Genomic DNA, 25,286 nt, shown 5'->3' on the forward strand with positions numbered 1-25,286 from the left:
GGGCTCTCACCTTGTTGGCAGCCGGGGAGAGCTCTCACTTGCCTCAATTGCAACCAGGCGCCTAGGGCATGAGGCAGTCCCACCGGCCTTGACTAAGTGCTTCTTGGCCGTCTTATCGGCGGCCCCTGTTTTCTCTAGAGTCGATGCCTGAGTGCAGACGGTTCGGTCTGTCGCCGATCTTGTATTGTTCGAATGGCTTAGTGACTTCGACCCTTACCCTACTCATAGGTGTTCCTTTCCATAGCCTCGGTATTCGATAATACTCGCGCCGAGCAGATCGCCGGGGTAATGAATGGACGAGTTCGGGCCTGTTACCGTCAAAAACATCCCCTATTCGGATTTGGAGACGCTATCCAGGTCCGTGAAGAAGTACGGTGGCATTTTCATACTCAAGGCGCCAAGCGGCGGCCCGGGAACGCCTGCGGTGGATGCTCACTGCTGGTTCCCGTCACTGGAAGACAGCATCCAATTCAAGCTTCAATGGACAAATCCCGATGATGACTAATAATGCGCGGGGCTTGCATTGAGCAAATGCCGCCGAAGCGCCCTTCGGAACATGGTTATTCCGCACGACAAGCGCAATTTGCCATTGAGCTTTCGCAACCTGCAGCTCGAGCGCCAGCCTTCCTCGGTTTCAGACGGCCGATCTTCAGGTACTTCCTTGAACACCTCCGGGCTCGAACACCTAGCTGCCCCAGAGCACTTGCCCTGCTACCTGCCGGTTGCATCATCATTGCAGTTAGCCAGGCCGTTTGAGATAAACGCCAAGCCTCCTCGACGGCTCATATCCATTGCCCGTGTAGTAGTTCGCGATGCGGCCGCTCTGCTGGGACACGAGCCAGATCTGCAGATAACCCATATTCCTGGCTTCGATTTCGAGGCGGCTCAGCAGGCTCGACCCAATTCCTTTTCTCTGATGGTTGGGCAATACGGCTATCTCAGCAAGATGCAGGCCGCGGCCGATCACTGATGTGTGGGGAAGGGCAAAGGCAAAGCCGATAGGCTCCTCGGCCTCGAATGCTGCCAAGCCAAGGCAGCCGGGCGTTGTTGCGAGTTCATTCAGACGCGAGGCCGCGTTCTCGAGCGACCATTCTTCATGCCAAGGAGGCTCGGCGTAAGCCTGCACGATAATCACCGCACTGCGGGCTGCCTCGACAGGGGTTACTCTTCTGAATTCGATCGGCATTCACACCTGCTACTAAAATCTCTGCTTTGTTCGACCGGACGCTGCTCCAAACAACGTGGGCTCCAGCACAAGCTTACTTCCGCGGCGTCGCCCAAACCGGGACACCCGCATCGGCGGCCCTATTTTCGTAGGACTCGCTCCACGGCACCACGGAAGCAACTAAGCACGGGCTTGAGCAAAGATGTCGTGACTTTATCGTGACACCCGTTTTGCGTGAATCGGCGGCGTCCAGAAGCGTAAGGACATGCGAGAAGATCGGAACGCGGCTGTAGCATGGCGGCTGGATCAGACGAGGTGACCCTCAAGGAGTCGTTGAAGCAAAATCACAACCGGGAAATCCGCGGCGTCCATTGTGCGAGGCAATCGGCAAGCCGGTCCCTGCCAGGGGCGCCGATGCGCCCGCCGAATACCTGGCATTTAAGAGCCGCCGCCGCCGAAGAGATGCATATGGCATCCTCGACCTGCAATTGCTGTGCAACTGCAAGTGCAAACGCGCCATGGAAGACATCACCGGCTGCGAGCGTGTCGACTGTTTTGGTAGGCATTGCCGTCATATGCATGACGCAGCCACCGTGATCGTCGTGCCAATAGGCCCCGTTCTCGCCGGCCGTGACGCTGACAAACGCCGTTGGGAAGCGCTGCTTGAGCACCGCAACGGCAACAGCGCAATCTTCCGTCTTTGCCAGCCGGCTTGCTGCGGGCTCGGAAAAAATGATGTGGCTTGCTGCCGGTGCCAGGAACTCGATAATCCCGTCGGCAGCGACGTCGCCATCCAGGATCGCCGGCCTGCCGAGGCTTCGCGCCATCTCCAGCACCTTGAGAGCGAGTTCCGGCCACCGAACGTCGACGAGAACAGCGTCAAAGGCGGCGATGTCGGCTGACGAAACGTGTTTGACGGATCGATGCAGTTCGAGATCGTAAAAGGGGACAATAAGACGCTCACCATTGTCGTCGACAAGAATGGTCGAAACGGCAGATCTTGCGCCTTGCACTGTATGCATTCCGCTTGTGTCGATGCCGGCGGCAGAGAGATCGCCGATGATGCGCCTGCCCGTTTCGTCATCACCGACGGCACCCCAGAGGCTTGCTTTCCCACCAAGCCTGCTCACAGCGTAAGCCGCACTCGAGGCCATCCCTTCGGCGACCTGCAGCATCTCATATGGCAGGACCTTGCCTTGTCCCGTCGGCATTTCGCGAATGCGGAACAAAGTATCCAGCACGGCCGCCCCAACGCACAGCACGTGACGCTGTCGGTCGGTTGCCTTTAAAAATCTATCCGTCGTCAGAACCGCGTTGCCCACCACTCAGCTGCCCTTGACGGCGCCGGCCGTCAGGCCTGCAACGATCTGCTTTTGGGCAAACATCGTCAGCACGAGCACCGGCAGCGTAACGATCAATGCTGCTGCAGCAAGCGGTCCCCAACTGACCTGCTCGAAGGAGAGCATGTTGTAGACTGCCACCGGCAGTGTGCGGGTTTCACGGCTGGCAAGCACGATGCCGAATACGAAATTGTTCCACGAGAAGATGACGGACAGAATGAAGGCGACAACGATGCCGGGCCTGGCGATCGGCAGAGCGACCAGCCGGAACACCTGCCATGGCGTTGCTCCGTCGATGCTTGCCGCCTCTTCGAGCTCCATCGGCGTCGTTTCGAAATAGCCAATCATGATCCAGACGACGACTGGCACGGTCACCACTAGATGAATGATGATCTGCGGCCAGAGTGTGCCGAGCAGATTGAGCCATTGGAACAGCAAGAAGAGAGGGATCAGAAAGGAAAGCCCCGGTGTCATCCGCGCGATCATAATGACCATTGCTGAACGCTCTGCCTTGAGCCGGGCGATACCATAACCCGCCGGCACGCCAATCAAAAGCGCCAGCAATGTTGCCGCCCCGGTCACGAGGATGGAATTCCAGAAATACAGGAAGAAATTGTTTTCCTCGAAGACCTTGATGTAGTTCGACCAGGCAAAGCGCTCGGGAATGAAGATCGGTGGGTAAGCGCCATTGTCGATCTCGTATTTCAGGGATAGCGAGATCATCCATAGGAAAAAGAGGATGACGGGCGAAACCATCACCAGGGCGGCAAAGAGAAGACCGATGCGGTCGAGCGTCTTGCGCTTCATCAGCGTGCCTCCGTATCCGACCAGTTCGCTCGCGCGCGCACCATCATCAGAACGAAGGAGAGCGCGACGATGACGACAAAGAAGACGACGGCCATCGCCGATCCGTAGCCGATGTCGTAGTAGGAAAAGGCGGTATTGTAGAGATAGATATTGATGGTCTCCGACGCCGTTCCCGGTCCGCCCTGCGTCATCGCATAGATGATGTCGAAGCTTTTCACCGCATCGATGCTGCGGATGATGACGCCGATCATAAGGAAGGGCGCAATCATGGGCAAAGTGAGATAACGGAACTTCTGCCAGGCATTGGCTCCGTCGATTTCCGCACTTTCATAAGGCTCGCGCGGCAAGGCGGCGAGGCCGCCAAGCACGATCAGCATGATCAGCGGCGTCCACTGCCAGGTCTCCACCAGGACGAGCGACGGAATGACGCTTTTCTGGTTGTAGATCCATTCCTGAGGCCCAATTCCGATCAATGAGAGAAGATAGTTGAGGACGCCGAGCTGCGGATGAAACATCATCGTCCAGACGAGCGCGATGGCGACCGGGGTCGCCATCATCGGCATGACGAATATGCCACGCAGCAGCCCGCGCAGCGGGAAATGCGCGTCGAAGATAAGGGCGGCGAGCGTTCCCAGAAACAGGGGTCCGATCACCGCAAGTGCCGTATAGAGAACGGTATGCCAGAGAGATTCCCAGAAGCGCATGTCGACCGCCAGACGCAGATAGTTGTCCCAGCCTGAAAAGACCTGAGCCTGGCCGAGCGTCCAGCTGTTCACGCTCATCCACAGGGTGAAGACCCATGGGAAGACGATGACTGCCGCGATCACGATCAAGGCGGGAACGACGAAGGGCCAGTAGTTCGGAGCAAGCCGGCTAGGCTTGCTCCGTGCACTGGTTGGCTTCGCTTTCGCGGCTTCAATGCTTACCGAAGACATCATCCCTCGCTTCGAGCGAGTACGGGCTCGAACTGGGCCGTCGCCGACTTGAGTTCTGTGGCCGGATCTGCGCCGCCGATCATATTCGTCAGGCCGACACCATAGATGTCCCGGAACTCGGTGACCGGGATGATGACCGGCAGGGCGAGCTGCGAAATCTTGCCGGAGCCGACGACTGCGTCGACCCATGTGCTCGGCATGGTGACGCCTTCGCGGACCTTGGCATCTTCAAGGATGGACTGACGGAACGGAACGCCAGCACCGGCCTGAAGGAGCCGGGCGCCCATGCCATGGGAAATCACCCATTGGCAGAAGAGGTAGGCGGCCTCCTTGTTCTTGCTCGCAGCCGTTACGCCGATGCCGTCGCCAAACGTGGCGGCTGCCTGTGCCTTCGGGCCCTTCGGCATGATCCCGTAGCCGACCTTGCCGACGACGCGGGATTTATCCGGATTCTCGATTGGCGGTGCAAAGCCGACGCCATCGAGCCACATGCCGATCTTGCCCTGCAGGAATGCCGATTGCGCTTCGGCCCAGTTAAACCCGGAAACACCGACGGGGGCTGCTTTCGTCATCAGGCGCTGGTAGAGCGCTGCGGCCTCGACGGCTTCATCGGATGTGGTGCGCAGTTTGCCGTCCGGACCGAGGGGCGTCATGCCGTAACCGAGCATGAGGGCCGTCCAGACCGGGACGTTTGCGTTTTTCAGGCCGCGGGCAACGAAACCATAAGTGCTGCTCGACGCATCGGTCAGCGCCTCGGCGGCGTTTGCCATCTCGTCAAATGTCGTCGGGTAGGAAAGCCCTTTCTTCTCGAAGAGCTCTTTGTTCCAGTAGACAATCCAGTAGTCGACGGAGAAGGGCAGGGAGCGCAGGACCCCGTCGGAACCCTTGGCGAACTGCAGCCCGGCTTCGGCGAAATCGCCCTCGGCCAGAGACGGATCGGTCAGCGACGGATCCTTGAGAAAGCCGCTTATATCGGCAAGCCAACCGCCCTTTTCGAACTGCCGCTTCTGAACATGGTAGCTTAAATGAACGACGTCGAAACTCGGTTTACCTGAACTGAGTTCGATCGTTGTCTTCTGGCGCTGCTGCTGTTCCGGCGTCGCCTCAGCATTGACCTTTATACCGGTCAGTTCCTCGAACTCGGCGAGATATTTGATGATGATCTCGCTGCGCGGGCTCTTGACGAGATTGACTTCCAGCGTCGTGCCGGAAAAGCGCTTCCAATCGACCGCCGCCGATGCCGGCCGCATGCCGACAAGACCTGCGGCGCCGATGGCAGCAGAACCTGCCAGAAAGCGCCGGCGGGTTGGATTCCAAAATGCAGATGACATGCCACTCCTCCTTTTTTGCCGGAGATCTCCTCATCGCCGGCTTGCTTGCTTTACCTATAATCTGAGAGCGCGGTCCCTCGCGTGGTTGATGTGCGCGACGAGCGCGCTGACCGCGTCTTCCGGGGAACGCCGCTCGATGGCTTCGAGAACTTTCAGGTGCTCACCCATGACCGGTCCGACACGGCCATCGATGCGAAAACGCTCCTGGCTGATGAGGCGCATCTTGATCGAATTCACCCGGTAGACATTCGAAATGATAGTGTTGCCGAGCGCATCGATAAAGGCGTCGTGCATTCCCCAGTCCACGGCCTGGGCGTGGAGCTCCAGTTCATGCGAATTATTGCCGCTGTTGATCGCTTCGGCGATATCCCGATGCCGCTTGAGAAGGCTGGCGATCGTCTCGTCCGAGGCCGAGCGCGTGAAGAGTGCGACCGCTTCCTTTTCCAGGAAAACGCGAAGCTGAAAGGCTTCCCGGATCAGGTTGAGGTCGATATGGGCAATCTGCAGGCCACGCTGCGGCACGGTCTTGATCAGGCCCTCGGCTTCGAGCCTTGGAATGAGTTCACGGATTGCCCCGAGCGTCAGCCCCGTCAATTCAACGAGACGGCGCTGAGAGACAAACTGTCCGGGCCGGACGTCGCGGGCCAGAAGGTGCCGGGTAAAGCTCTCGTAGGCCTTTTCCCGCAACGTCGGCTGTTCGTCCAGTCCATCCATGCGTCCCCCCTCGTACATGGTCGCTAAGCTGCCTTTGTGCGAAACAGGGCGTCAAAGGCAAGCGCAAGCTGATTGCGTCCTTCGCCGGATATTGAAACGAGTGGTGGACGAACCGCAAGCCACATTTCATCGTCAGTCAGGCGCGCGACCATTGCCTTCACGGCGGGGGTTACGGGATATTTCAGGAGCTCGACCACAAAATCTTCCACGCGGGGATCATCTTGTCCCTCCTCGGCCATCCGCCTGATTTCAGGCGCAACAAAATTCGCCATGCCGGAGATCGCACCCTGGCCGCCCAGGCGCGTGCCTTTTGCCAGATGGCGCTCGTCACCGATCAGAATGATAAGATCACGATGTGCCGCGAGCAGCTTTTCGGTATAGGGCCAATCGCCGGACGAATCCTTGACGCCTGTCACAATACCGGGAAAGGCCTGACGCAGGCGGCTGATCAGCGCGACGCTAAGCGGCACCATCGTGACGGAGGGGATATTATAGACGATGATGTCGCGGGCCTGGTCTCCGAGAATGCTGAATACGGCCGAAAACCAACGGAAAATGCCTTCGTCGCTGACATTCTTGAAATAGCAGGGCGGAGCCAGGAGAATGTTGCGCGCGCCTTTGGACAAGGCATGAGAAGCTTGGGCCGCTGCGTCCTCGGCGGCAGCAACCAGGACGCCAACGACGATTTGAGAGGGCTGGATGCCTGCCTCAATCAAGGCCGCGAGCACGCTTTGGCGCTCGTCGCTGCCGATCGACGATCCTTCGCCCGTCGTCCCGAACAGCGTGACGCTGGAGCAGCCCGCAGCGAGGCTACGCTTCGCCTGCGCGATCATCGCATCCACTGCAATATTAGCCGCACCATCGAAAGGTGTCGCCAGGGCGACCGACAATCCAAAACGCCCCACGAAGCTCATCCTTAACCTGACCATTCAGTGACGTTTAACTAACATGTCAGTTGTGGCGCGGCAAGCGAATTCCTCAACACGGAACAGTTTTACCAAGCCTACTGTTACTTCGCGGTCAGCATAACGCATCACACGCACGCGCGGCGCTATTCCCAGAACCAGGATTTCGACGCTTCTGCCCGCGCCTCCTCCGGCGAGACGCCGATGTCGTTCAATTGCTCGGCTGTTAGATCCAGAAGGTCGCGCCGCGTTCTGCGTTTCTCGAAATAGCGGATTATGGTCGTCTGCCATGCGTAAAGGCAACGATGCGCGACCATCTTGGTCGCTGTGGGCGGGCTCCTACCGTCTGCCTGATTCCCCAGGCTGTTCTCGGCTCTCATGTGGTTGCTCCTGACAATGGCCGAGCTTTGCGCTGGAATTGCCGCTAAAGGAAGCTTATGGTCCTGATGCAATGCATAAGGAATTCTTTGTATGCCGCTCAATCTGGAGCATCTCGCATCCTTCATTGACGTTGTCGATCTCGGAAGTTTCACGGCTGCTGCAGAGAAGGCAGGTCTTACGCAGCCGGCGGTGAGCCTTCAGATCAAGCTCCTCGAGCAACGGTTGGGCGTGAAGCTGATCGAGCGCGTCGGACGGCGCGCACGGCCGACGGCGGCTGGAAGCGGTTTGATTGCCTATGCTCGCCGGATGATGGATGAGTCGCGGGCGGCTGAAGAAGCAATGATGCCGTACCGTGACGGCACCTCAGGCCGGATACGTATCGGGAGCGGAGGCACGGCATCCATCCATCTGCTGCCGAAGGCGATCACAGCTGTAAAGAAGCGGATGCCGGGTCTCGATATCACCGTTCGCATTGGCAACACCGACGACATTCTGCGCGACCTCGAAGCGAACCTGCTCGATCTTGCGGTTGTAACGCTTCCCGCTTCCGGTCGTGCTTTCGAGGTCGAGCCGTTTTATCGGGATGAACTGCTCGCCGTTGCTCCAAAGGGGAGCGAATTGCCTGATGGCGGTCCAGATGCCGCGTTCCTGCAGGAGAAGACGCTGCTTCTTTACGAAGGCGGCAACACGCGCCGCGCGACGGACGGCTGGATGGCAGCAGCAGGGCACAAGGCACGGCCGGCCATGGAATTCGGAAGCGTGGAAGCGATCAAGGAACTGGTCGCCGCCGGCCTTGGATGGTCGATCCTTCCAGGGCTCGCCTTGAAACGCGATCGCACGGATCGGATCATCACGTCACCTCTAAACCCCAGGCTCGAACGCGAGCTCGGAATGGTTCTGCGTCGGGACAAGCACCTGACGCGCGGCCTCCGGGAGATGATGAAGTGCCTCCTGGACTCCAAGGCATAGTTGAGCAAGCTATCGTAGCTGATACCATCGAGGCTGCGGACTGGGGCGCATCGTTCCGCGCGATATCTCGCGATCGGGCCGAAAGCTACAGGGCTGGTCATGCTCCATTCGAGGATGCGGCTTCCCGCGATTGAGTAAGCTTCAAATCATTTCATTGTCCAGGAGTTTCATGGTGCGGATTGGAGGGTATAGTCAAAATCCTCATGAGAGTTCAGAGCAAGTGAAACGCTCAAGCCGCTCGCCGGCCGCAGCAGATCCCATAAGATCTGACAACGCAGCAAATGAGTTTCGACGAAATGTAAGGTGGATTGGCCAGACAAATGTCCATTGTTCCTCATGAATACGGCCCGCTTATTGGTGCAGGCAAAGAGGCGGAAGTCTATGGGGCCGGAGACTTGGTTCTCAAATTGTACAGGCAGTCTGCTTCTAAAGCGTCTGCATTCCGTGAAGCAGCGGCATTGTCCATAATCGAGGGGTTGGACCTGCCAGCCCCAAAGGTCCAAGGGGTTTGTCAGTTTCACGGCCGTTGGGGTCTCCTGATGACCCGGGCAGAGGGCCAGACATTTGGTGAGACCATAATGTTGCGGCCAGAAGAGTTGGCCAATCGCCTTCACATGTTGGCAAAATTGCAGGCGCAAATCCATGTGCACAGCGGCAAGGGGCTCGCAGGCCTGAAAGCCCGTCTGCGATCAGACATCGAAGGCGGCATGAAACTACCAGGCACGGCAAAAAGATCTCTCTTGAACCGGCTTGAAAGGTTGCCGGATGGTGACCGGCTTTGCCATGGAGATTTCCATCCCTGGAACGTACTTGGATCAGTTGACGGAACCATGGTCATTGACTGGTTGGATGCCAGCCGCGGAGAACCCGCAGCCGACGTCTGCAGGACCTATGTCCTTTTGCATCACAAATTTCCCATGATCGCGGAGGCCTATCTGGAGGTGTACACCGAAGTCAGCGCGTTGGAGAAGCAGGCCGTTTTGGCATGGTTGCCCCTCGTTGCCGCCGCGCGCCTCGCCGAAGGTGTCCCGGACGAAGTGGAAAGCCTCCTGGAATTGGTTGAAGCCGCCGAAACAAACTAACTTTTTTCAGAACCAAGGAGCTTAATCATCGAAATGCGCCATCGCGCATCAGTGGACGCTGCTATCCACCATTGTTGGTCCGGAGTGCGCTTCGTGGCGTAATACCAAACCGTCTTTTGAACGCCGTCGAGAGGTTTGCCGGACTGTTGTAGCCGGCAAGCGCACTGGTTTCGGTGACGGCCGCAGCGGAGGCGCGTGCGTCGGATCTATCCATTGGCTATTGTTAGCTCCTCTGCTTGTCCGGCGGAAGTCCAAGGAAGGAGAGCCGGTCTCCGGGGATGCCGGCGATTGTCTAAGCTTCTCGAGACGCCACGCTGTCGCCTGGCCGGGCAGCCTTCTTCAACGGGTATCGCCGATCATGCGTCGGATTCCCTTGGAGGAGAGCCGAGGATTATCCCGGCGTGTCGATCCTCGACCTTGGATTTCAACCGCCATCAGGATAGCGTCGGCCCGAAACAGACAGCGAGGACTGATGGCAGCCAGGACGACCCTCAATGCGAAAAACCTGGAGGCACTTGGCGCACAGCGCCTTGCTGAGCTGCTCCTTGAGATCAGCACTGGCAGTGCAGCCCATAAGCGACGGCTCCGTATGGAACTGGCCGGCAATCACAGTAGCGCAGAGGTCGGACGCGAGGTGCGCAAACGGCTCGCCAGCATTGCCCGTGCCCGCACCTCTATCGACTGGCGCAAGGTCAAGGCGCTGAAGACGGATTTGGAGACGCAGAAGAAGACGATAGTCGACATCGTCGCCGCTGACGATCCAAATGAGGCCTTCGAACTCATCTGGCAATTCCTTTCCCTTGCCGATTCAATCTTTGAGAGATCCAACGACGGCAGCGGCTCGCTCATTCAGATTTTTCATCAGGCTTGCGCTGACGCCGGCATCATCGCCAAGTCGGCGGGTATGGACACAGGAGTCCTTGCCAGCAAGATCTGCGCAGCGGTGCAGGATAATGGCTACGGCCAGTATGACCGGCTGATCACGGCGATGGCGCCGGCGCTGGGCAGAGATGGGTTGGAACGACTGAAGACCTTGTTGATGCAGTGGTCGAGGGAGCCGCAGGAAAAGCCAGTCCAGCGCGATCGCCAGGTCATCGGCTGGAGCAGCAAAGGGCCGATCTACGAGGACGAGATCTTCGGCAATCACCGGCAACTGACGGTGCGCATCGCCCTCCAGGAAATCGCGGATGCCGTTGGTGACGTTGACGCCTATATCGCCCAGCAGCCGGAAAAGAGCCGTAAAGCGCCAATGGTCGCAGCCGACATTGCCAACCGTCTGCTTTCGGCAGGACGAGCCGAAGAGGCTCTCCAAGCGCTGGACAAGGTCGACACACTGGGCGGGTCCGACGTTCCGTTCGAGTGGCAGCTCGCCTACGTCGAAACGCTGGAGGCCCTGGAACGCGGCGACGAGGCACAAGCTTATCGATTGCAGAGCTTCGAAGCGTCGCTGAACGACGAGCACCTTCGCGCTTATCTGCGCCGTCTTCCGGACTTCGATGACATGGAGGCAGAAGAAAAGGCGTTCGCCTATGTCCATGCCTTTCCGGACGCTCACGAGGCTCTCGCGTTTTTCCTTCGCTGGCCGGCGCCCTCCGAGGCGGCAAAGCTGGTCATAAAGCGAAGGATGGAACTCGACGGCGACCTGTACGGGTTGATGACGTCGGCAGCAGGGGTCCTAGCGGAGAAGCATCCGCTCGCGGCCACCGTCGCGCTGCGCTCCATGATCGACTTCACCCTCGATAGCGCACGATCCAGTCGCTACAAGCACGCCGCGCGCCATCTTGCGGAATGTGCATCCCTGGCGCGTTATATTGATGATTTCGGCAGCGCCGGATCCCACGACGCCTATCTTGCAGACTTGAAACATCGACATGGAAAAAAGCATGGCTTCTGGAGCCCGTCGGCCTAAGTCCGTCCGACCTGCGAGAGATTGAGCAGGAACAGCATGACAGGACACCTTCCAGCACGCCGTTCCGCTTACCTGGGGAACAGGACCGTGCATCTTCGAGGTCTTTCTCGATCCGACCTGCCCATTCTCGGTGAGGGCCTTCAACATATCGTCTTCATGGCGCGCGTCTGCGGGGCCGACCGGATATAGCGCTTTCTTCAAGGGGGTGGTTATCTTCGTCCACGGATGTTTCTGGCATCGCCACTCAGGTTGCCACTGGTGCAGCACTCCGCATCAAATCCGGAGTTCTGGACTGTGAAGTTCGAGCGGAATGTGGCTCGGGCTAGCGTCGAACTATCCGGCAGTTAGAATGGCATGCCAAGCGTGTATTCTGGCATCGAGGCCTGCAATCTCGAAGGAGGGTTTCGTCAGCTGAATCGAGCACGCCCGGCCTTACTTGTGGAAAACGGAACAAAACGCGAATATGTTCTGGCAGGAACCCTAGCATTGCCGTATCAATCGGGCGCAATGGATGAGGTTCGGATTTGGCCTATCGCTTCCTGCATACTGCGGACATTCACCTCGACTCGCCGTTGAGGACGCTTGCTTTGCGGAATCCCGAACTGTCCGAGTTTATTGGGTTGGCAACCAGACGCGCCTTCGTCCGAGTAATAGATCTCTGCCTTGAAGAGCAGGTTGACGCTCTCGTACTTGCCGGCGACCTCTACGACCGGGATCAGACCTCGATGAAGACCGCCCGCTTCCTGGCCGAACAGCTCCAACGCCTGCATACGGCCGGAATCCGCACTTTCATCATTCGTGGCAATCACGACGCCCTGTCTAAAATAACAGCGGAGCTGATAATGCCGGACAGCGTCAAGGTTTTCGGCGCTGCCTCGGAAGTCGTTTCAATCGACCGCGCTCCAGGCGGCTTCCCGGTCGCAATCCATGGCCTCAGTTTCGCCAAGCCACACGCTCCCGAAAGTTTGCTGAAACACTATTCTCTTCCCGTTCCCGACGCGTTCAACATTGGCGTGATGCATACAAGCCTGGGTGGTTCTGAAAAGCATGACCGTTATGCGCCGTGCAGCGTCGCCGACCTTCAGCAGAGCGGTTTCAGCTATTGGGCGCTCGGCCACATTCACAAGCGGTCGATAATCGAGCACCCATCGTCCACCATAGTCATGCCTGGCATGCCCCAGGGACGTGACATCAACGAGGACGGCCGGAAATCCGTATCCCTTGTCACGGTTAGGGACGACCGCTCGATCGTGATCGAGGAACGGCAAACGAGCGTGGCTCAATTCGATAGGCTGGTCGTCGACGTCTCTAGGGCAGACGACTGGAAGGATCTGATCGGCGACATCGCCTTGAAACTCGAAGAGCTCCGGTCAAATACGGCTTCCGATCATCTTGTTGCCCGCATCCAGATAACCGGCAGGAGCAAACTGGCTTGGCGAATCCGTCGTGACCTGGACCTTCTTCGCACCGAAATGGAAACGCGTGGTTCGATCATCGGGAAGACGTGGATCGACAAGGTGCAGAGCACGTGCTCTGCACCAGAGCAAGCCGGCGTCCAATCTGGAGCACTGGAAGAGCTCGCGACCATCATGGACGGCGAGGTCAGTGGCTCGCCAGCCTATCGCAATGAGCTTCGCGACGTCGCCGACGAGCTGCGCGGCCAGCTTCCCGCCGAACTGCGGGACATTTTCGGTTCCGATGAGGAGGCGTTCGAGAGCATTCTGTCGAGCTTCACTCGGGAGGGATCCGCGAACGTGCTTGCGCGCCTCAGGTGCGGCGAGGGAGAATAGATGCGCCTGAACCGTCTCGACCTCAGCCGGTACGGCAAGTTCACCGACAGCGTGATCGACTTTGGCGGCATGCCCGCGACATCGCCGGATCTGCACATCATCTACGGCCCCAACGAGGCGGGGAAGTCGACGACCCTGGACGCGATCCTGGACCTGATATTCGGGATCGGCAACTCCAGCAGATATGGCTTCCTTCACCCCTATGCGACGATGAGGATAGGCGCCAACATCGAGGTCGCCGGTCAGGACCGTGAATTCGTCCGTATCAAGCGACAGCAGAACAGCCTCCTCGACGGTGAGGATCGGCCGTTGGCCGAGGGCTTGATCAAGGCCGATCTCGGCGGCATCGACCGGGACGCCTTCACGACGATGTTCTCGCTCGACGATGAGACGCTCGAAAACGGAGGCGAGGGCATCCTCGCGAGCAAAGGCGACCTTGGAGAGCTGCTGTTTTCGGCCAGCGCGGGACTTTCCGAGCTGAGCCGGCAACTGCTATCGATTAGAGCCGAAGCAGACGGGTTCTATAAGTATCGTGCGCGCAGCGGCCTTCTGGCCGACCTCAAGTCAAAGCTCGCTGCGCTCAAGGCGGAACGCGAGGCGCTCGACGTCCAGGCGAGCGACCATGAACGTCTGATTGGTGAGCGAGATCGCTTAAGCAGTCTCTACGACGAAGTAATCGCCGAACGGGCGGGAACGCAGCGGCGCATTGATGAGATCAGGCACATCCTTCATGCCATGCCTACGATGGCCAGACTTCTGAGTTCAAGGGAGCGGCTTGCAGCCTTGTTAGAAGTCCCGGAGCCGCCGGAAAACTGGAGGCAGGAGCTTCCGGGCCTCAGAAAGGCGGAGATCGAGCACCTCGTCAAGCGGAGGGACATCTCAAGATCGAAATCTTTGATCGAGGACGAGGCGACCGGCATAGCGCCGGATCCCGTAGCATTACGTTTGGCCTCGCGCATGGACGAGCTTGCGGAACTCAAGGCTCGCTACACGACGGCGCAGAAAGACATTCCGAAAATTACCGCAAGGGCCGCTGAGCTTTCTATCGAGAGTATTCTTCTGCGGCTCGGGAAATCGGGAGAGGCATCGCCGACCAGGTTGGTGCTGGACGCAGCGACGGTCGGGAAATTACGAGGGCTCATAGGGGCCAAATCGGGCGTCGATGCGCGGGCGACGGCCGCGGCCGATGAACTCGCCAAGATCGAACGGCTGCTCGCCGAGGAGCATTCAAGCGCGCCGCAGATCGAGACTGTAACCCCGGACAAGGTGAAAGCCTTCGAATACCTCGCGGCGACGATGAAATCTGTACCGCGGTCGGACGACGTCGTTGCGCTCCGATCGATCGCACGAAGGCGCGACGGGTCCTCCAGCGCTCTTTCCGAAGCGCTGGCGCGACTGCTCCCATGGCGGGACACTGCCGACCGACTTGCTGCGATGACATGTCCTTCCGCAGTCAAACTGGAAAACTGGAAGGTCCTGTTTAAGCGCGGCGAAGAGCTAGTATGGACCACCCGTGGTGAGCTGGAACGGCTCGAGGCCGAGTCCAAACGACTGGACGCCGAGATAGAAGTCATGCGCGGGCAGGTGGGAGAGATCGATGAAGCGAATGCCGTGACAGTCCGCGCCGACCGGGAGAGGGCTTGGGCGGCGCACCGGGAAAGAATGGACGCCGGCACCGCCGATTCCTTTGAAGCGGCGATGAGAGCGGACGATCATCTCGCTTCCCAGCGGCTCGCGCACTTCTCCGAGATTGGCAAGCTCAACCAGCTCCTTCAACGGCAAGCTTCGGTCCGCTCGGAGATCGAAACGGGCCGGGACCGTGAGCGGCGGGCGCTCGCGGACATAGAGGAAGTAAAGTCGGCGATATCGGAGCAGGCCCAGAAATTTGCGCCACGCGTCTCCTTCAGCCTTGATCCATTCGACCTTGCAGATTGGTTGCGCAGGCGCGAGGAGGCGCTCAAGTCGAGAGACGAATTGTTAAGTGTCGAACAAGAGCTCGGCGATGCGGAAGATCGGGTGAGCCGAGCAAAACGAACGCTGATGGAGGCGATGAGCCGGGTCGGGGTGCAATTTCATCAGGATGCAGAAATCTCCAGCCTCGTCGCAAAGGCTGAAGAGGCGCTCGATGCTTTCCATGCTGCGGTGAGCAGCGCCCAGCGAATACACCGGCTGCAAAAGGAATACGTCGAGCGTCAAGACGCCGCGGAGAGAGCTGGTCGCGCTTCGAGGAGCTGGAAAACCGAGTGGGAAGAGGTTTGCGGCGGATGCTGGCTTGGCGAGCTCGGGGCCATTCCCAACACCGGTTCCGTCACGGAAATCCTGTCGACGCTCGAGAATCTCGCCTCGGCGATCGACGCGAGAGAAGGCCTGATCGACCGGATCCAGAAGATGGAAAAGGACAAGGCCCATTTCGAAAAGGAAGTGCTCGAAATCTGCGGGTTGCTTTCGATTATTCCGGATCGCTCCGCGAACGAACTTGCGCAGGAAATAGCCGAACGGGTCAGGGACGCCGGCTTGAATGAAGAGCGTCGCGAAAAGCTTTACGGCGACCTGGATTCGCTTCGCGTGGATGAGCGGCAACTGCAGTTGTCTGAAGAGATGTTCGATGCACGGCTGAGGGTGATGCTCGACTATTTCGGCGTGACCACGCTTGCCGAGGTCGAATCCCATATGGAGCTTGCAAAGCAGCGACGTGAGCTGTCGAATACGATCCTCGACCTGGAGCATGAACTTCTTCAGACGACTGGTGCGCCTGCTATTTCCCTGGTCGAGGAGGTGGTGGCCGCGGCCGACAGGCAGGAACTGGAGAACGAGCTCGCACGACTGACGCCGGTTCTTGAGGATCAAGATGCCAGGTGCCGGGATGTGTTTCATGCTCGATCCAACGCCGAGGATGCGTTAGATGAGATCGGCGGTGATTCAAAGGTCGCCGAAATCGAGGAGCAACGTCGGACTCTGCTGCTCGAGATAGGAGAGAGCGCGAAGCGCTACATGGAGCTTCGGGCAGGCGTCGCCGCCGCGGAGCATGGCTTGAAGCTCTACAGGGACCGGCATCGCAGCGGTATGATGGCCCGGGCGTCGGCAGCCTTCAAGACGATAAGCCGCGGCGCCTATCAAGGGGTGGCCGCGCAGCCGGGCAAGGATGGCGAAGTGCTGATTGCGGTCTCGGCGGCCGGCGGCTCCAAGGCCGCCAACGAGCTGTCGAAAGGCGCTCGCTTCCAGTTGTACCTAGCGCTGCGCGTGGCCGGTTATCACGAGTTTGTCGGCAACCGAGGGCCTGTTCCCTTCATAGCCGATGACATCATGGAGACGTTCGACGATTTCCGGGCCGAGGAGGCTTTCAAATTGTTCGCGGAGATGGCGCAGCACGGCCAGGTGATCTACCTGACGCACCACCGGCACCTCACGGATATCGCACGTAAGGTCTGCCCCGCTGTTCGGTTGCACGATTTGGATGTGATCGGAGCTCAAAGACAGTTCGACGTTGTCGCTGCAGAATAGCTGGTCAGGGAAACATACGCTACTGAATATCGTGACCCAAGACCAAAGGCGCAAATAGGCGCAGCGCCTGGAGGTCTCAGCGATCTGAAGGGAGACGGCAGGTCGTCAGTCCTTCTGTGCGTTGGCAGTGAACGGGATCAAGACTTCCCAGCCGCGCGCTCGCTCCAGCCAACTTCGCCGCGCTTCTTGTCAGCCAGCACTCCGATGTCGGAAATCGGCCGCGCTCAGGGGAGCAATTCCGGTCCTTGTTTACGCGGCAACCCCGATAGCTGCCGCCCTTTGCACCTTCCAATTCCAAGGAGGGGTGATTTCATCGATCCTGCTGGACGTCTTCCTGATCGACGATGTCAGGGGTCAAGGCTCATGACCACATTCCCGCCCTCCCTATTAAATTCAAAGGGCCATGAGATATGTTCATGTGTGATCGACCATCCGTCACTCGACCGTTGGCAGCAAACGGTCGAACGTATCCACGCTTCTTTAAGCCCGGCCTTCGAAAAGTGAATGTTTCCTTTGTCCAAGTGAAGCATGTATGCAAACGCGACATCCTCGCTCATGGCAATATTCAGGTCGCGGGTTTCCAAGCCGATTGGCCCCTCGTATTCATCAAACCACCGCAGAAAATTTCGTCGGACTGCATCGGATCCGATGAAGCCTTGGAGAGGGGGTACACAATCGAAATAAACAATGTTGGGGGAATAGAGCGCCATAAGTCGATCAATGTCCTTTGCCCGGCATGCCTCCTCTCGCCTGTCTAAAAGTGCTCTAACCTCGGACTGTGTTGAAGCCATTGCCTCCTCCATTCAAGCAACCAGCGAGATGTCACCCGTCAGCGTGGTGGCCGCTCCCGAGCGGTATGAATCTCGCAGAGCAACACCATTGTCGCGATTTTGTTCCTTGCACTGTGGATGCTCTTGCGACCGTCCGTGCGTACGTTGCCTCCTTCGTTTCGCGTTGCAGAATCAGCCAAGCGGCCGCCTGACAAGACAAGCGATGTACTCGGCTCACGCTCTGGGTATTCGGCCATTGCGCGGTCGTCCACAGTCACCGTTGTCATGGCGTCCGTTCCAATGGTCACGCGCTATGCGGCCGACACCGCTGCGCGGCATGTTCGGAGCAAAGCGGAGTTTCACCCAAGGGACGCGCCGTTGAGCCAGGCGTTGGCGTAGCGCTCGTTATTAACTACTGATCTGTCTTCTGTGCGGATGGCGCGCTGGCCGCGGCGCTGCGGAAATAATGCTCTGCATGCTGGTAGTAGTTTTCGGCTTCGATCCGATCGCCAGACAGGGCTTTCTCGCGGGCAAGAGCGAGATAATGCTCATAACGCTGCTTTGCGTTTCGGACAGTATGGGAAGATCCTTGAGAGTCGATGTTTGCAGGTCTTCTTTTCAGACGGATGTTGGGGGATTGCGGTTTGTTCATGCGGTGTTTCAAGCCATCGATGTGGCTTGCTCCTTAGTTGTGGATATAGAGCGAGACAATGGGAAACCTGAGAGCGCCGCCGGTCGATTTGGCCGGCGACAATCCCGAACTTTTCGCGGCAAAGCCGACGATGACCGGTTCCCATGAGCCGTTGCCGGAGAGCCTTTATCCCGGCCTCGCGAGCCGAAGGGGCTTTGGTGCGACTGATGGTTTCAGCTCAAGGATGTACCCATGTAGCTCGTAAGCGACAGGCGGCACCTTGCTGCATTGGTTCCCGGATTTTGAAATGACGAGCGGCCCGGAGGATGGTGGTGAATAAAGGCCACACATCAAATAAGTGCCCCTTTGAAGCACCGAAGCCAAACTCTAACATTCAGATTAACAAATATATAAAACTGCACTGTGGCCATTTCAAGCCGCTGGCCGTCCTTGAAGGACGAAACGCGCGCTACGCGCTGGGGTAAGATGGCAAGCCCGGAAAACCGAAGGCCCAAAACGGCATCATGTTTTGAACTCGGCCAAGCGGCGATATACTTTCAACCGAAAGAATGCCGTCGGCAGCGTCATGCGGCACGGTCGACCGCCGCGATAAGTCGGGATTGCCGTTGGTCTGCTCGAGGGTGCTTGCGGCAGAAAGCGATTGCGACAGGAAGGACGCCGCCCCGGTTGAGAGATCCTTGCACCGATCTGCTTTGATCAAAACCGATGCGCCCATTCTCGCACGCGGTAGATATAATCTTCCATGGCTGGTCTTCGAGCTTGTTTCGGAGCTCGCACCCATGATCGACGATGGCGTCGTGGGATGTGAAGATACGGTTTGACAGCCAGTTGTCGCGCCAGCCGGGCCCGATCGACGATCAGAACTCCCGACGCAGTAGCTGACCGCCGAGTGGTCGAACGGCCGCCCAGCTGTTGGCGATTGGGCCGATGGCCCACGTTCATTCGTGGTTGACCCAATCACCTGACGCTGGCAGTCAACTCCATATGAGCTAAAAGGATGCTGCAAACGATGGACCGAACTCTCTTCAACAGCCTGTGCAAGGCCGGTAAATTCAAGGAGGCGCTTAGCCTCGCCGTCCATGGCCGTGAGCACGAAAAATATGCGCCAAGCCGGTTTTCGATGGACAAGAGGACCGGTCTGCCAATCTTCTACCGTGGCAACAAGCGTGTGGAGGCCGATGCGACAGGTGAGTGGCAATTGGCAAAAAATTCGAAACCATAGGGGTAGCTGGTAACGGTGGAGACACCGAGGATCCAGCAAAGGCGTCCATGATTGGTGACGACGACAGACGTCACAAGAGGTGCCTCAGTGTCTCGTATGCGCGAGACATAGAACTTCTCGGTACTCGCATAGATCATTGAGCAGCGTCTTTTCGACGGCAAGGATCTTAGCCTTCTCCGCCTCGCCGACGAGCTGGATGATGTAGCTCTGTTGATCAATGCCCTGCCTATCGATGAACGGGTTCAAGAGGCTTGCGGGATTGCCAAGGTCGGGCAGGGCGCCGATGTCTTCATTCGTGACGTTGGGGGCATAGAACATAAAATGCGGCATGGTCATGGTATGCACGTCCATGTCCGGCGGCCCAACTGTGCGCATGATCGGAGACACCATATAGGAGAGGCCTGGTCCCTCGGGAATGCCGTAGGTTTTGTCGGCATATCGCTTTTCGATTTCGGATTTCAGGGCCGTCGGAGACATCCCTTGAGCGCGGAGTTCGGCCACATCCAAGATGACCTTAAAGTGAGCATTTGTGCCGGCCGCATCGTAGCAAAGCGGAATATAGATATCGTTTCGAAAGTCAGCGAGTTCCCACGCCGTCCTCTCGACAAGACAGGCCAATCCGCTGCTTCCTTGTTTGGCCAGCGCGTATCCCTTGGCGGGATTGAGAACATAGACTGCAGCCTTGCCTCGTAAGGCCGGTGGAAGCGCGCTTAAAGCGTACCGGATTTCGAGGTCGGGTGTCATCTTGTCGAGGGTTGTGTCGTATGCTTGGCTCCTGCCGGGCAGAGCGATGCCGATGCCGAGCGCGATGGGAACGGCAAGCAGCGGCTTTGTGGCTCGCCTGACGATGCCGGCTGCCCGTTGAAGGGCCGCAGCAATTGCCCTGGGGGCATTCCTAGGTGTATTTGCTTGCCTGATTGAAGACATAGTTTTCCTCCTGCCGGGTTCTACGATGTTCGAGCATCGCTGGATCGGCCAAACCAAACGATAGTGAGACCGTTGAGCGGACGGAGCCGCGAGCCCGCCGGGGCAACCCGGCGGGCCTGGCCATTTTTCACAAGGCCGTCAGGCGATGGCTTCTTCGAAATTGTTCAGGATCGCGTTCCATCCGCCGATGTGGCCGAGACGCGCCTCCTCGCTTCGGAACTTGACCTGCCTCAAGGTGATCTCGGTCGTGTTCGCGTCAATGGCGGCGAGGTCTATCGTCACGACGCTGTCGTCAACGGAATAAGGAGATTCCCACGTAAAGGACAGGCGCGAATAGGGATCAATTTCCAGATAGGTGCCCGCGTGCGGTATCTCGCGATCGTTTGCCAGCATGACAATCGAGAACCGACCGCCCTTGACGGCATCCGCACTCACCCTCGACGGTTCATTGCCGCCTGTCGGCGTGCGCATAAATTTGGCAAGCGTTTCCGCCGAAAGCCATGCGGCGAAGACCTTCTCGCGCGGCGCGGCGATCTTGCGGTTGATAGTCAATTCAAGTTCACTCATGTCCTTCATCCTTTGCATTTAGCATGTCCTCGAGCGCTTGCAGGCGCAGTTCCCAGACGGACTTCAGTTCCGTGAACCAGGCCTCAGTCAACCGCAGGGGTTCAAGTTCCGCAGCGATGAGGTGCTCGCGGCCCAAAGTCCGGCGGGTGACCAGTCCCGCCTCCTCAAGAACTTTGATGTGCTTGGAAACGGAGTTCAGGGACATGTCAAAATGAGCAGCAAGCGTCGTCACCCTCAATGCGCCCTCCTGAACGAGGAGCGTGAGAATCTTGCGCCGCGTGGTGTCCCCTGCGGCCTTGAGAATATGTGACAGAGCGTCTTCGTTCATTTATTCACCCGTATGGTTGAATATAACCATCGGCGAACATTAGTCAACCATTTGGGTGAATGTTTTTTCAAATTCGTTTGGGCGCAGGAGATCTCAATTCTTTTTCGGTGAGGCTCTCAGGTCGTCGCATTCCGAACGATTCACAGTCGTTTACGTCGTGCCATTGCGGGCTGGGTGCCTGGCACTGCTGCCTGGGCGCCTCCTTTGTCGTCCACCGGCCTCTTCCGCACTCTCCGCCGAGGTTGCGAGACGTTGTGCGTTTTTCACCCGCACCCGACATTGAAGCAGCCCCACGCAAGAGCGGCCGCCATTTTCGCGAGGGATGAAGGCGGCCCTGCTACGTACGGAGAAGGCACGTCCAACGGGCTCCCACAGAAAATCTAAGCGAGATCGCCGCCGTCAATCCCGATAACGTGTCCGCTTATATAGGAACTGGCATCACTGGCGAGGAAAACGACCAGGGACGCAACCTCCTCCGGCGTGCCGACGCGCCGCATAGGGTAGGGGCTAACGAGCTGTTCGGTCGTCACTTTCCAGTCGCGCCGCACCCGTTCGAGCATCGGCGTCTCGATCGCTCCGGGCGCGATGGCGTTAATGCGTACGTGCCGCCCGTACTCCTGTGCGGCGGCGCGAGTCATGTGGATGACGGCGGCCTTTGAAGCTCCGTAGGCGACGATGTTCGGAAAGGAGTGCCGGCCGCCGATCGAGGCCATGTTGATCATCACACCTTCGGAACGGACAAGATGCGGCAGCTCGTATTTCATTGCAACGAAGACGCCGCGCAGGTTCGTCGCAATCTGATCATCGAAGCCGGCAATGTCGGTGTCGGCGATTGGCGCTGGCGGCAGGTCGATGCCAGCATTGTTGAAGGCAATGTCGAGGCGGCCAAAACGCTCCACTGCCTCAGCCACGAAACGCTCGACCTGATGGGCGTCGCGCACGTCCGATTTGATATAGACGACCTCGCCGCCAGTGGCCCGAAGCCGTCCTTCCACTTCGCGCCCGAGTGCCTCCCGCCGGCCGTTGAACGCAACCCTGGCTCCGGCCTTTGCAAGGACGCCGGCGGTTACCGCGCCGATGCCAGACGTTCCGCCGGTAACGATTGCGACCTTGCCCTCAAGGACACCAGGGGCTTGCGCCGATGCCGGTTTCGCGGCGAGCCCCGCGCCAACCGTTGCGCCAGCAACAAGCATGCCAGTGAGAATGTCCCGGCGCGGCAGTATCATTGTGTCGGATGTAATTGCCTCAGTCATGTTTTGTCTCCTCCACCATCTCGTCTATGGGCAGAGGTTACCCGAGGGAATTCCCTGGAAAAATCCCAATCTTCTTTCAGCATTTAAAAGCCTGGGTTAATAATCGGCGCATGAGCTTGCGACCGGATCCATTCTACGGCCTCTCAGCCTTCCTTGCGGCGGCGCAGGCGGGCAGCTTCACCGCTGCGGCTGCGCGACTGGGTGTGTCGCCAGCTGCCGTGAGCCAGGCGGTGAAGTCCCTCGAAGAAAAGCTCGGGACGCCTTTGTTCATCCGCACGACACGGCGCGTCGGCCTGACTGAGGCCGGCGCGGCTCTGCTGGCGCGCACCGCTCCTGCGGCCGCCGAGATCATCGCCGCTGTCGAGGACGTTGCGTCAGCGCACGAACCGTCGGGATTGTTGCGCCTCACAGTGCCACGCATGGCGGTGCCGCTGGTTATGGAGCCCATCATTCCCGCGCTGAGGCGCGCGTATCCGAGAGTCGCGGTCGAGGTGGCGGTCGAGGATGCGACAGTCGATCTGTCCATACGCAGTTTTGATGCCGGCATCCGCATCGGCGAGTATGTCGAGCGCGATATGATCGCGGTGCGTCTTACCCGCGACATTACCTGGGCGGTCGTGGCAAGTCCCGCTTATCTCGCCGCTCGCGGCCGACCGGATGCACCACAGGACTTGGCGCGCCATGAGGCAATTCGGTATCGCTTTCCGAATTCGGGCGCGCTCTACAGATGGGAATTCGAACGCGACGGCCGGAGCTTTTCCGTCGATCCGCCGGGTGACCTGATCGTAAATGACGGTGCGCTGCTCGTCACATGGGCGCGGGCCGGCCTTGGCCTCGCCTATGTCGCCGATATCGCCGTAGAAGCTGAGTTGCACGCTGGCCTACTTATCCGCGTGCTTGAGCAGTTCCTGCCGACGACGCCTGGTCTTTTCCTTTACTTTCCGCGGCGCGCTCAAGCCCAGCCGAAGCTGCGCGCCTTCATCGACCTGGCAAGGCAGGTTTTGCGGACAGCCCGTTGAACGCGCTTGCCACAGTTGGCCCAGAGACGTCATGCTGGCGTCGATATTAGCCACGCTCGATGTTGAGAAAAGACTGCCCGTATGGCATGCCCTGTCGAACTTTGGTTAGCGGGTGGAACCGGAACGCTTCTGCCGCCCTATGCTGTCAGAACGGCGGCCCTGGGTGACTGGCGCGATACTTCCCGACGGTTCCAATTTCCACCCACATGTCGGTCCTGGGCGGGTAGTCGGCTTCGGACTCCCATAATTCCAACAGGTTGACATTGGAGGAACCTTCGAGCCGACAGAGGCCCTTCCATACCCGGCGTCCAGGGCAGGGCAGGGGCTGCCGTGGCGCTGGAGTGAAAAGTGTAACGACGACTTTTCGTAGTTCCTGCCGGCCGTTGCGCCGGCGAGGTTCGTGCGGAACCCGGGTCTAGAGAAAGCGAAACGCCAAGGGGGCGAGCGACGGTCTGCTGTGGGGCATCCATCCGGAACAGCCTCACGATCCCGTCGCGCGTGCCATCGTGGGCCGGATCACGCCAGTTTTGCAAGCAGACCTGTGGCCAGGTAGCGGAAGGCCTCGACGGCTTTCGGGAAGACATCTTTAGGATCTTCGCTGGCCGCAATCCAGAGCGCAGCATTGAGCGCGGCGCCATTCAGAAGCCGGGCGGCCGCCTCTGCGTCCACTGGCTTCAAAATTCCCAGCGCGATCAACCGCTCCACCGTCTGCTTTGTCGCCTGCAGGCAACTGTTCTGACTAGGCCATTGCGATGGATCCCCAAGGACCGCTGGTCCGTCGAGCAGAACGACACGCTGCACTTCGGGATCGAGCGCCATTTCGATATAAGCCGTGCCCTCCGCCAGCAGCCCTTCCCAGTCGTCTTCAGCTCGGGCGCCGATCTCCTGCGCTCGCGACGCCATTTCAGCGTCGATCTGGTTGACCACGGCAGCCATAAGGCCGCGCTTGTCGCCGAAGTTGTGGTAAAGCGCCCCCCGCGTCAGGCCGACCTCCGCGGTCAACTCGTCCATTGAGGCGGCAGCGTAGCCCTTTTCGGCAAAGGCCTTTCGCGCGGCCGCAACCAGCTTTGCGCGGGTCTCCTCCATCATCTCGACGCGTCGCTTTGCCATCATCGTGACCCCTGCTTTCAGATACGCGGCGTATCTGTGTTGACATACGCAACGTATGTCTGATACTTGACATACGTAGCGTATATCAACGATGCGACGGCGTGTGAAGCTCCTCGAGCAGCGTTTCGCTCGTCGAGTGCCACCCAGCAACGATAAAGAGAGATCAAAAGATGACACAGCGCGATGCTATTTTTCCCGCCAATAGACATGCACTCTACGAAGCGCACGGCTATTCAGCCGCGATTCGCTCCGGCGACCTCCTCTTCGTCTCCGGGCAGGTGGGCAGCCGCTCCGATGGGACTCCAGAACCTGATTTCGGGCGTCAGGTCCAACTGGCCTTCGATAACCTTAGGGCAACACTGAAAGCGGCGGGCTGCACCTTCGACGATATTGTCGATGTGACCACGTTCCATACAGATCCCGAAAACCAGTTCGAGACCATCATGGCCGTCAAGAACCAGATCTTCAGCAGTCCGCCCTATCCCAACTGGACCGCAATCGGTGTGAACTGGCTTGCCGGTTTCGATTTCGAGATCAAGGTCATCGCGCGCGTTCCTGAAGCGGTGTGAGCATCTTCGTACCGGAGCGGTTGGCCCCGCTTCACAGGAC

25 protein-coding genes and 1 pseudogene are annotated in these 25,286 nt (G+C 58.8%); 10 read left to right on the top strand and 16 right to left on the bottom strand.

Going from position 1 to position 25,286, the window contains the following annotated elements; genetic code table 11:
- Window positions 1-292 precede the first annotated feature (292 nt).
- Window positions 293-505, top strand: a complete 213-nt coding sequence (locus ACZ9BX_RS25460; protein WP_132558247.1) for a hypothetical protein — start codon at window positions 293-295, stop codon at window positions 503-505.
- Between the two features lie 234 nt (window positions 506-739).
- Here ACZ9BX_RS25460 and ACZ9BX_RS25465 read toward each other — a convergent pair whose 3' ends face one another.
- The 8 genes from ACZ9BX_RS25465 to ACZ9BX_RS25500 all read right to left on the bottom strand — a co-directional run bounded on the left by ACZ9BX_RS25465 (window position 740) and on the right by ACZ9BX_RS25500 (window position 7,577).
- On the bottom strand, window positions 740-1,186 hold the full coding sequence (locus ACZ9BX_RS25465; RefSeq protein WP_476220866.1) for a GNAT family N-acetyltransferase: 447 nt from the start codon (window positions 1,184-1,186) through the stop codon (window positions 740-742).
- 323 nt (window positions 1,187-1,509) lie between these two features.
- Entirely contained in the window at window positions 1,510-2,472 is a 963-nt protein-coding gene (locus tag ACZ9BX_RS25470) for a sugar kinase (protein WP_476223038.1), read from the bottom strand.
- Between the two features lie 18 nt (window positions 2,473-2,490).
- The gene (locus ACZ9BX_RS25475) at window positions 2,491-3,312 is read right to left on the bottom strand and encodes a carbohydrate ABC transporter permease (protein WP_027511382.1); all 822 of its coding nucleotides are present in this window, start codon (window positions 3,310-3,312) and stop codon (window positions 2,491-2,493) included.
- Window positions 3,312-4,247: a carbohydrate ABC transporter permease gene (locus ACZ9BX_RS25480; protein WP_132558241.1), complete on the bottom strand. Its 936-nt coding sequence runs from the start codon at window positions 4,245-4,247 to the stop codon at window positions 3,312-3,314. The genes ACZ9BX_RS25475 and ACZ9BX_RS25480 overlap by 1 nt, the downstream gene beginning before the upstream one ends.
- Entirely contained in the window at window positions 4,247-5,578 is a 1,332-nt protein-coding gene (locus ACZ9BX_RS25485; RefSeq protein WP_476220868.1) for an ABC transporter substrate-binding protein, read from the bottom strand. Before ACZ9BX_RS25485 ends, ACZ9BX_RS25480 begins: the two co-directional genes overlap by 1 nt.
- A gap of 54 nt (window positions 5,579-5,632) precedes the next feature.
- Window positions 5,633-6,292, bottom strand: coding sequence for a GntR family transcriptional regulator (locus tag ACZ9BX_RS25490; RefSeq protein ID WP_476220869.1), 660 nt, complete (start codon window positions 6,290-6,292; stop codon window positions 5,633-5,635).
- Between the two features lie 23 nt (window positions 6,293-6,315).
- On the bottom strand, window positions 6,316-7,206 hold the full coding sequence (locus ACZ9BX_RS25495) for a dihydrodipicolinate synthase family protein (protein WP_476220870.1): 891 nt from the start codon (window positions 7,204-7,206) through the stop codon (window positions 6,316-6,318).
- 137 nt (window positions 7,207-7,343) lie between these two features.
- Window positions 7,344-7,577 carry a DUF1127 domain-containing protein gene (locus ACZ9BX_RS25500; RefSeq protein ID WP_476220872.1) on the bottom strand — a complete coding sequence of 78 codons (234 nt, stop codon included), beginning with the start codon at window positions 7,575-7,577 and terminating at the stop codon, window positions 7,344-7,346.
- A gap of 91 nt (window positions 7,578-7,668) precedes the next feature.
- Here ACZ9BX_RS25500 and ACZ9BX_RS25505 point away from each other — a divergent pair, with 91 nt between their 5' ends.
- The gene (locus tag ACZ9BX_RS25505; protein WP_476220873.1) at window positions 7,669-8,547 is read left to right on the top strand and encodes a LysR family transcriptional regulator; all 879 of its coding nucleotides are present in this window, start codon (window positions 7,669-7,671) and stop codon (window positions 8,545-8,547) included.
- A 320-nt stretch (window positions 8,548-8,867) separates the two neighbouring features.
- Complete coding sequence (locus ACZ9BX_RS25510) at window positions 8,868-9,629, top strand: phosphotransferase family protein (protein ID WP_476220875.1); 762 nt, start codon at window positions 8,868-8,870, stop codon at window positions 9,627-9,629.
- Between the two features lie 61 nt (window positions 9,630-9,690).
- Here ACZ9BX_RS25510 and ACZ9BX_RS25515 read toward each other — a convergent pair whose 3' ends face one another.
- Window positions 9,691-9,843 carry a helix-turn-helix domain-containing protein gene (locus ACZ9BX_RS25515; RefSeq protein ID WP_476220876.1) on the bottom strand — a complete coding sequence of 51 codons (153 nt, stop codon included), beginning with the start codon at window positions 9,841-9,843 and terminating at the stop codon, window positions 9,691-9,693.
- A 258-nt stretch (window positions 9,844-10,101) separates the two neighbouring features.
- On the opposite strand from ACZ9BX_RS25515, the gene ACZ9BX_RS25520 reads away from it, so the two are divergent.
- The 4 genes and pseudogenes from ACZ9BX_RS25520 to ACZ9BX_RS25535 all read left to right on the top strand — a co-directional run bounded on the left by ACZ9BX_RS25520 (window position 10,102) and on the right by ACZ9BX_RS25535 (window position 16,829).
- Window positions 10,102-11,538 carry a DUF6880 family protein gene (locus ACZ9BX_RS25520; RefSeq protein ID WP_476220877.1) on the top strand — a complete coding sequence of 479 codons (1,437 nt, stop codon included), beginning with the start codon at window positions 10,102-10,104 and terminating at the stop codon, window positions 11,536-11,538.
- Between the two features lie 46 nt (window positions 11,539-11,584).
- Window positions 11,585-11,687, top strand: a pseudogene (locus tag ACZ9BX_RS25525) (thioredoxin); the annotation flags it as partial.
- A gap of 375 nt (window positions 11,688-12,062) precedes the next feature.
- Complete coding sequence (locus ACZ9BX_RS25530) at window positions 12,063-13,328, top strand: metallophosphoesterase family protein (protein WP_476220879.1); 1,266 nt, start codon at window positions 12,063-12,065, stop codon at window positions 13,326-13,328.
- Entirely contained in the window at window positions 13,329-16,829 is a 3,501-nt protein-coding gene (locus ACZ9BX_RS25535; protein ID WP_476220881.1) for an AAA family ATPase, read from the top strand.
- A 347-nt stretch (window positions 16,830-17,176) separates the two neighbouring features.
- Here ACZ9BX_RS25535 and ACZ9BX_RS25540 read toward each other — a convergent pair whose 3' ends face one another.
- Together ACZ9BX_RS25540 and ACZ9BX_RS25545 are read right to left on the bottom strand one after the other, a co-directional pair.
- Window positions 17,177-17,620 carry a YybH family protein gene (locus tag ACZ9BX_RS25540; RefSeq protein ID WP_476220883.1) on the bottom strand — a complete coding sequence of 148 codons (444 nt, stop codon included), beginning with the start codon at window positions 17,618-17,620 and terminating at the stop codon, window positions 17,177-17,179.
- A gap of 391 nt (window positions 17,621-18,011) precedes the next feature.
- Window positions 18,012-18,251, bottom strand: a complete 240-nt coding sequence (locus tag ACZ9BX_RS25545) for a DUF4167 domain-containing protein (RefSeq protein ID WP_476220884.1) — start codon at window positions 18,249-18,251, stop codon at window positions 18,012-18,014.
- Window positions 18,252-19,260: 1,009 nt separating this feature from the next.
- Between ACZ9BX_RS25545 and ACZ9BX_RS25550 the strand changes: the two genes are divergently transcribed.
- Complete coding sequence (locus ACZ9BX_RS25550) at window positions 19,261-19,473, top strand: hypothetical protein (RefSeq protein ID WP_132558215.1); 213 nt, start codon at window positions 19,261-19,263, stop codon at window positions 19,471-19,473.
- An 84-nt stretch (window positions 19,474-19,557) separates the two neighbouring features.
- Here ACZ9BX_RS25550 and ACZ9BX_RS25555 read toward each other — a convergent pair whose 3' ends face one another.
- From ACZ9BX_RS25555 to ACZ9BX_RS25570, 4 genes are all read right to left on the bottom strand, one after another.
- Window positions 19,558-20,400: a hypothetical protein gene (locus ACZ9BX_RS25555; protein ID WP_476220885.1), complete on the bottom strand. Its 843-nt coding sequence runs from the start codon at window positions 20,398-20,400 to the stop codon at window positions 19,558-19,560.
- Window positions 20,401-20,538: 138 nt separating this feature from the next.
- Entirely contained in the window at window positions 20,539-20,967 is a 429-nt protein-coding gene (locus ACZ9BX_RS25560; RefSeq protein ID WP_027511367.1) for an SRPBCC family protein, read from the bottom strand.
- The gene (locus tag ACZ9BX_RS25565) at window positions 20,960-21,295 is read right to left on the bottom strand and encodes an ArsR/SmtB family transcription factor (RefSeq protein WP_027511366.1); all 336 of its coding nucleotides are present in this window, start codon (window positions 21,293-21,295) and stop codon (window positions 20,960-20,962) included. The genes ACZ9BX_RS25560 and ACZ9BX_RS25565 overlap by 8 nt, the downstream gene beginning before the upstream one ends.
- A 380-nt stretch (window positions 21,296-21,675) precedes the next feature.
- Window positions 21,676-22,548 (bottom strand): SDR family NAD(P)-dependent oxidoreductase, encoded by an 873-nt coding sequence (locus ACZ9BX_RS25570; protein ID WP_476220887.1) that lies wholly within the window; start codon window positions 22,546-22,548, stop codon window positions 21,676-21,678.
- Between the two features lie 110 nt (window positions 22,549-22,658).
- Between ACZ9BX_RS25570 and ACZ9BX_RS25575 the strand changes: the two genes are divergently transcribed.
- The gene (locus tag ACZ9BX_RS25575; RefSeq protein WP_476220888.1) at window positions 22,659-23,567 is read left to right on the top strand and encodes a LysR family transcriptional regulator; all 909 of its coding nucleotides are present in this window, start codon (window positions 22,659-22,661) and stop codon (window positions 23,565-23,567) included.
- Window positions 23,568-24,083: 516 nt separating this feature from the next.
- On the opposite strand, the gene ACZ9BX_RS25580 is transcribed toward ACZ9BX_RS25575, so the two are convergent.
- The gene (locus ACZ9BX_RS25580; protein ID WP_476223039.1) at window positions 24,084-24,677 is read right to left on the bottom strand and encodes a TetR/AcrR family transcriptional regulator; all 594 of its coding nucleotides are present in this window, start codon (window positions 24,675-24,677) and stop codon (window positions 24,084-24,086) included.
- A 170-nt stretch (window positions 24,678-24,847) separates the two neighbouring features.
- Between ACZ9BX_RS25580 and ACZ9BX_RS25585 the strand changes: the two genes are divergently transcribed.
- Complete coding sequence (locus tag ACZ9BX_RS25585; RefSeq protein ID WP_476220890.1) at window positions 24,848-25,246, top strand: RidA family protein; 399 nt, start codon at window positions 24,848-24,850, stop codon at window positions 25,244-25,246.
- Window positions 25,247-25,286: the final 40 nt, after the last annotated feature.

This window comes from Rhizobium sp. USDA 3886 (genome assembly GCF_056279785.1).

Coding starts and splice junctions, on each gene's coding strand:
- ACZ9BX_RS25460 (WP_132558247.1), top strand. CDS start 293: ATGGACGAGTTCGGGCCTGTTACCGTCAAAAACATCCCCTATTCGGAT.
- ACZ9BX_RS25465 (WP_476220866.1), bottom strand. CDS start 1,186: ATGCCGATCGAATTCAGAAGAGTAACCCCTGTCGAGGCAGCCCGCAGT.
- ACZ9BX_RS25475 (WP_027511382.1), bottom strand. CDS start 3,312: ATGAAGCGCAAGACGCTCGACCGCATCGGTCTTCTCTTTGCCGCCCTG.
- ACZ9BX_RS25480 (WP_132558241.1), bottom strand. CDS start 4,247: ATGTCTTCGGTAAGCATTGAAGCCGCGAAAGCGAAGCCAACCAGTGCA.
- ACZ9BX_RS25485 (WP_476220868.1), bottom strand. CDS start 5,578: ATGTCATCTGCATTTTGGAATCCAACCCGCCGGCGCTTTCTGGCAGGT.
- ACZ9BX_RS25490 (WP_476220869.1), bottom strand. CDS start 6,292: ATGGATGGACTGGACGAACAGCCGACGTTGCGGGAAAAGGCCTACGAG.
- ACZ9BX_RS25495 (WP_476220870.1), bottom strand. CDS start 7,206: ATGAGCTTCGTGGGGCGTTTTGGATTGTCGGTCGCCCTGGCGACACCT.
- ACZ9BX_RS25500 (WP_476220872.1), bottom strand. CDS start 7,577: ATGAGAGCCGAGAACAGCCTGGGGAATCAGGCAGACGGTAGGAGCCCG.
- ACZ9BX_RS25505 (WP_476220873.1), top strand. CDS start 7,669: ATGCCGCTCAATCTGGAGCATCTCGCATCCTTCATTGACGTTGTCGAT.
- ACZ9BX_RS25510 (WP_476220875.1), top strand. CDS start 8,868: ATGTCCATTGTTCCTCATGAATACGGCCCGCTTATTGGTGCAGGCAAA.
- ACZ9BX_RS25515 (WP_476220876.1), bottom strand. CDS start 9,843: ATGGATAGATCCGACGCACGCGCCTCCGCTGCGGCCGTCACCGAAACC.
- ACZ9BX_RS25520 (WP_476220877.1), top strand. CDS start 10,102: ATGGCAGCCAGGACGACCCTCAATGCGAAAAACCTGGAGGCACTTGGC.
- ACZ9BX_RS25535 (WP_476220881.1), top strand. CDS start 13,329: ATGCGCCTGAACCGTCTCGACCTCAGCCGGTACGGCAAGTTCACCGAC.
- ACZ9BX_RS25540 (WP_476220883.1), bottom strand. CDS start 17,620: ATGGCTTCAACACAGTCCGAGGTTAGAGCACTTTTAGACAGGCGAGAG.
- ACZ9BX_RS25545 (WP_476220884.1), bottom strand. CDS start 18,251: ATGAACAAACCGCAATCCCCCAACATCCGTCTGAAAAGAAGACCTGCA.
- ACZ9BX_RS25550 (WP_132558215.1), top strand. CDS start 19,261: ATGGACCGAACTCTCTTCAACAGCCTGTGCAAGGCCGGTAAATTCAAG.
- ACZ9BX_RS25555 (WP_476220885.1), bottom strand. CDS start 20,400: ATGTCTTCAATCAGGCAAGCAAATACACCTAGGAATGCCCCCAGGGCA.
- ACZ9BX_RS25560 (WP_027511367.1), bottom strand. CDS start 20,967: ATGAGTGAACTTGAATTGACTATCAACCGCAAGATCGCCGCGCCGCGC.
- ACZ9BX_RS25565 (WP_027511366.1), bottom strand. CDS start 21,295: ATGAACGAAGACGCTCTGTCACATATTCTCAAGGCCGCAGGGGACACC.
- ACZ9BX_RS25570 (WP_476220887.1), bottom strand. CDS start 22,548: ATGACTGAGGCAATTACATCCGACACAATGATACTGCCGCGCCGGGAC.
- ACZ9BX_RS25575 (WP_476220888.1), top strand. CDS start 22,659: ATGAGCTTGCGACCGGATCCATTCTACGGCCTCTCAGCCTTCCTTGCG.
- ACZ9BX_RS25580 (WP_476223039.1), bottom strand. CDS start 24,677: ATGGCAAAGCGACGCGTCGAGATGATGGAGGAGACCCGCGCAAAGCTG.
- ACZ9BX_RS25585 (WP_476220890.1), top strand. CDS start 24,848: ATGACACAGCGCGATGCTATTTTTCCCGCCAATAGACATGCACTCTAC.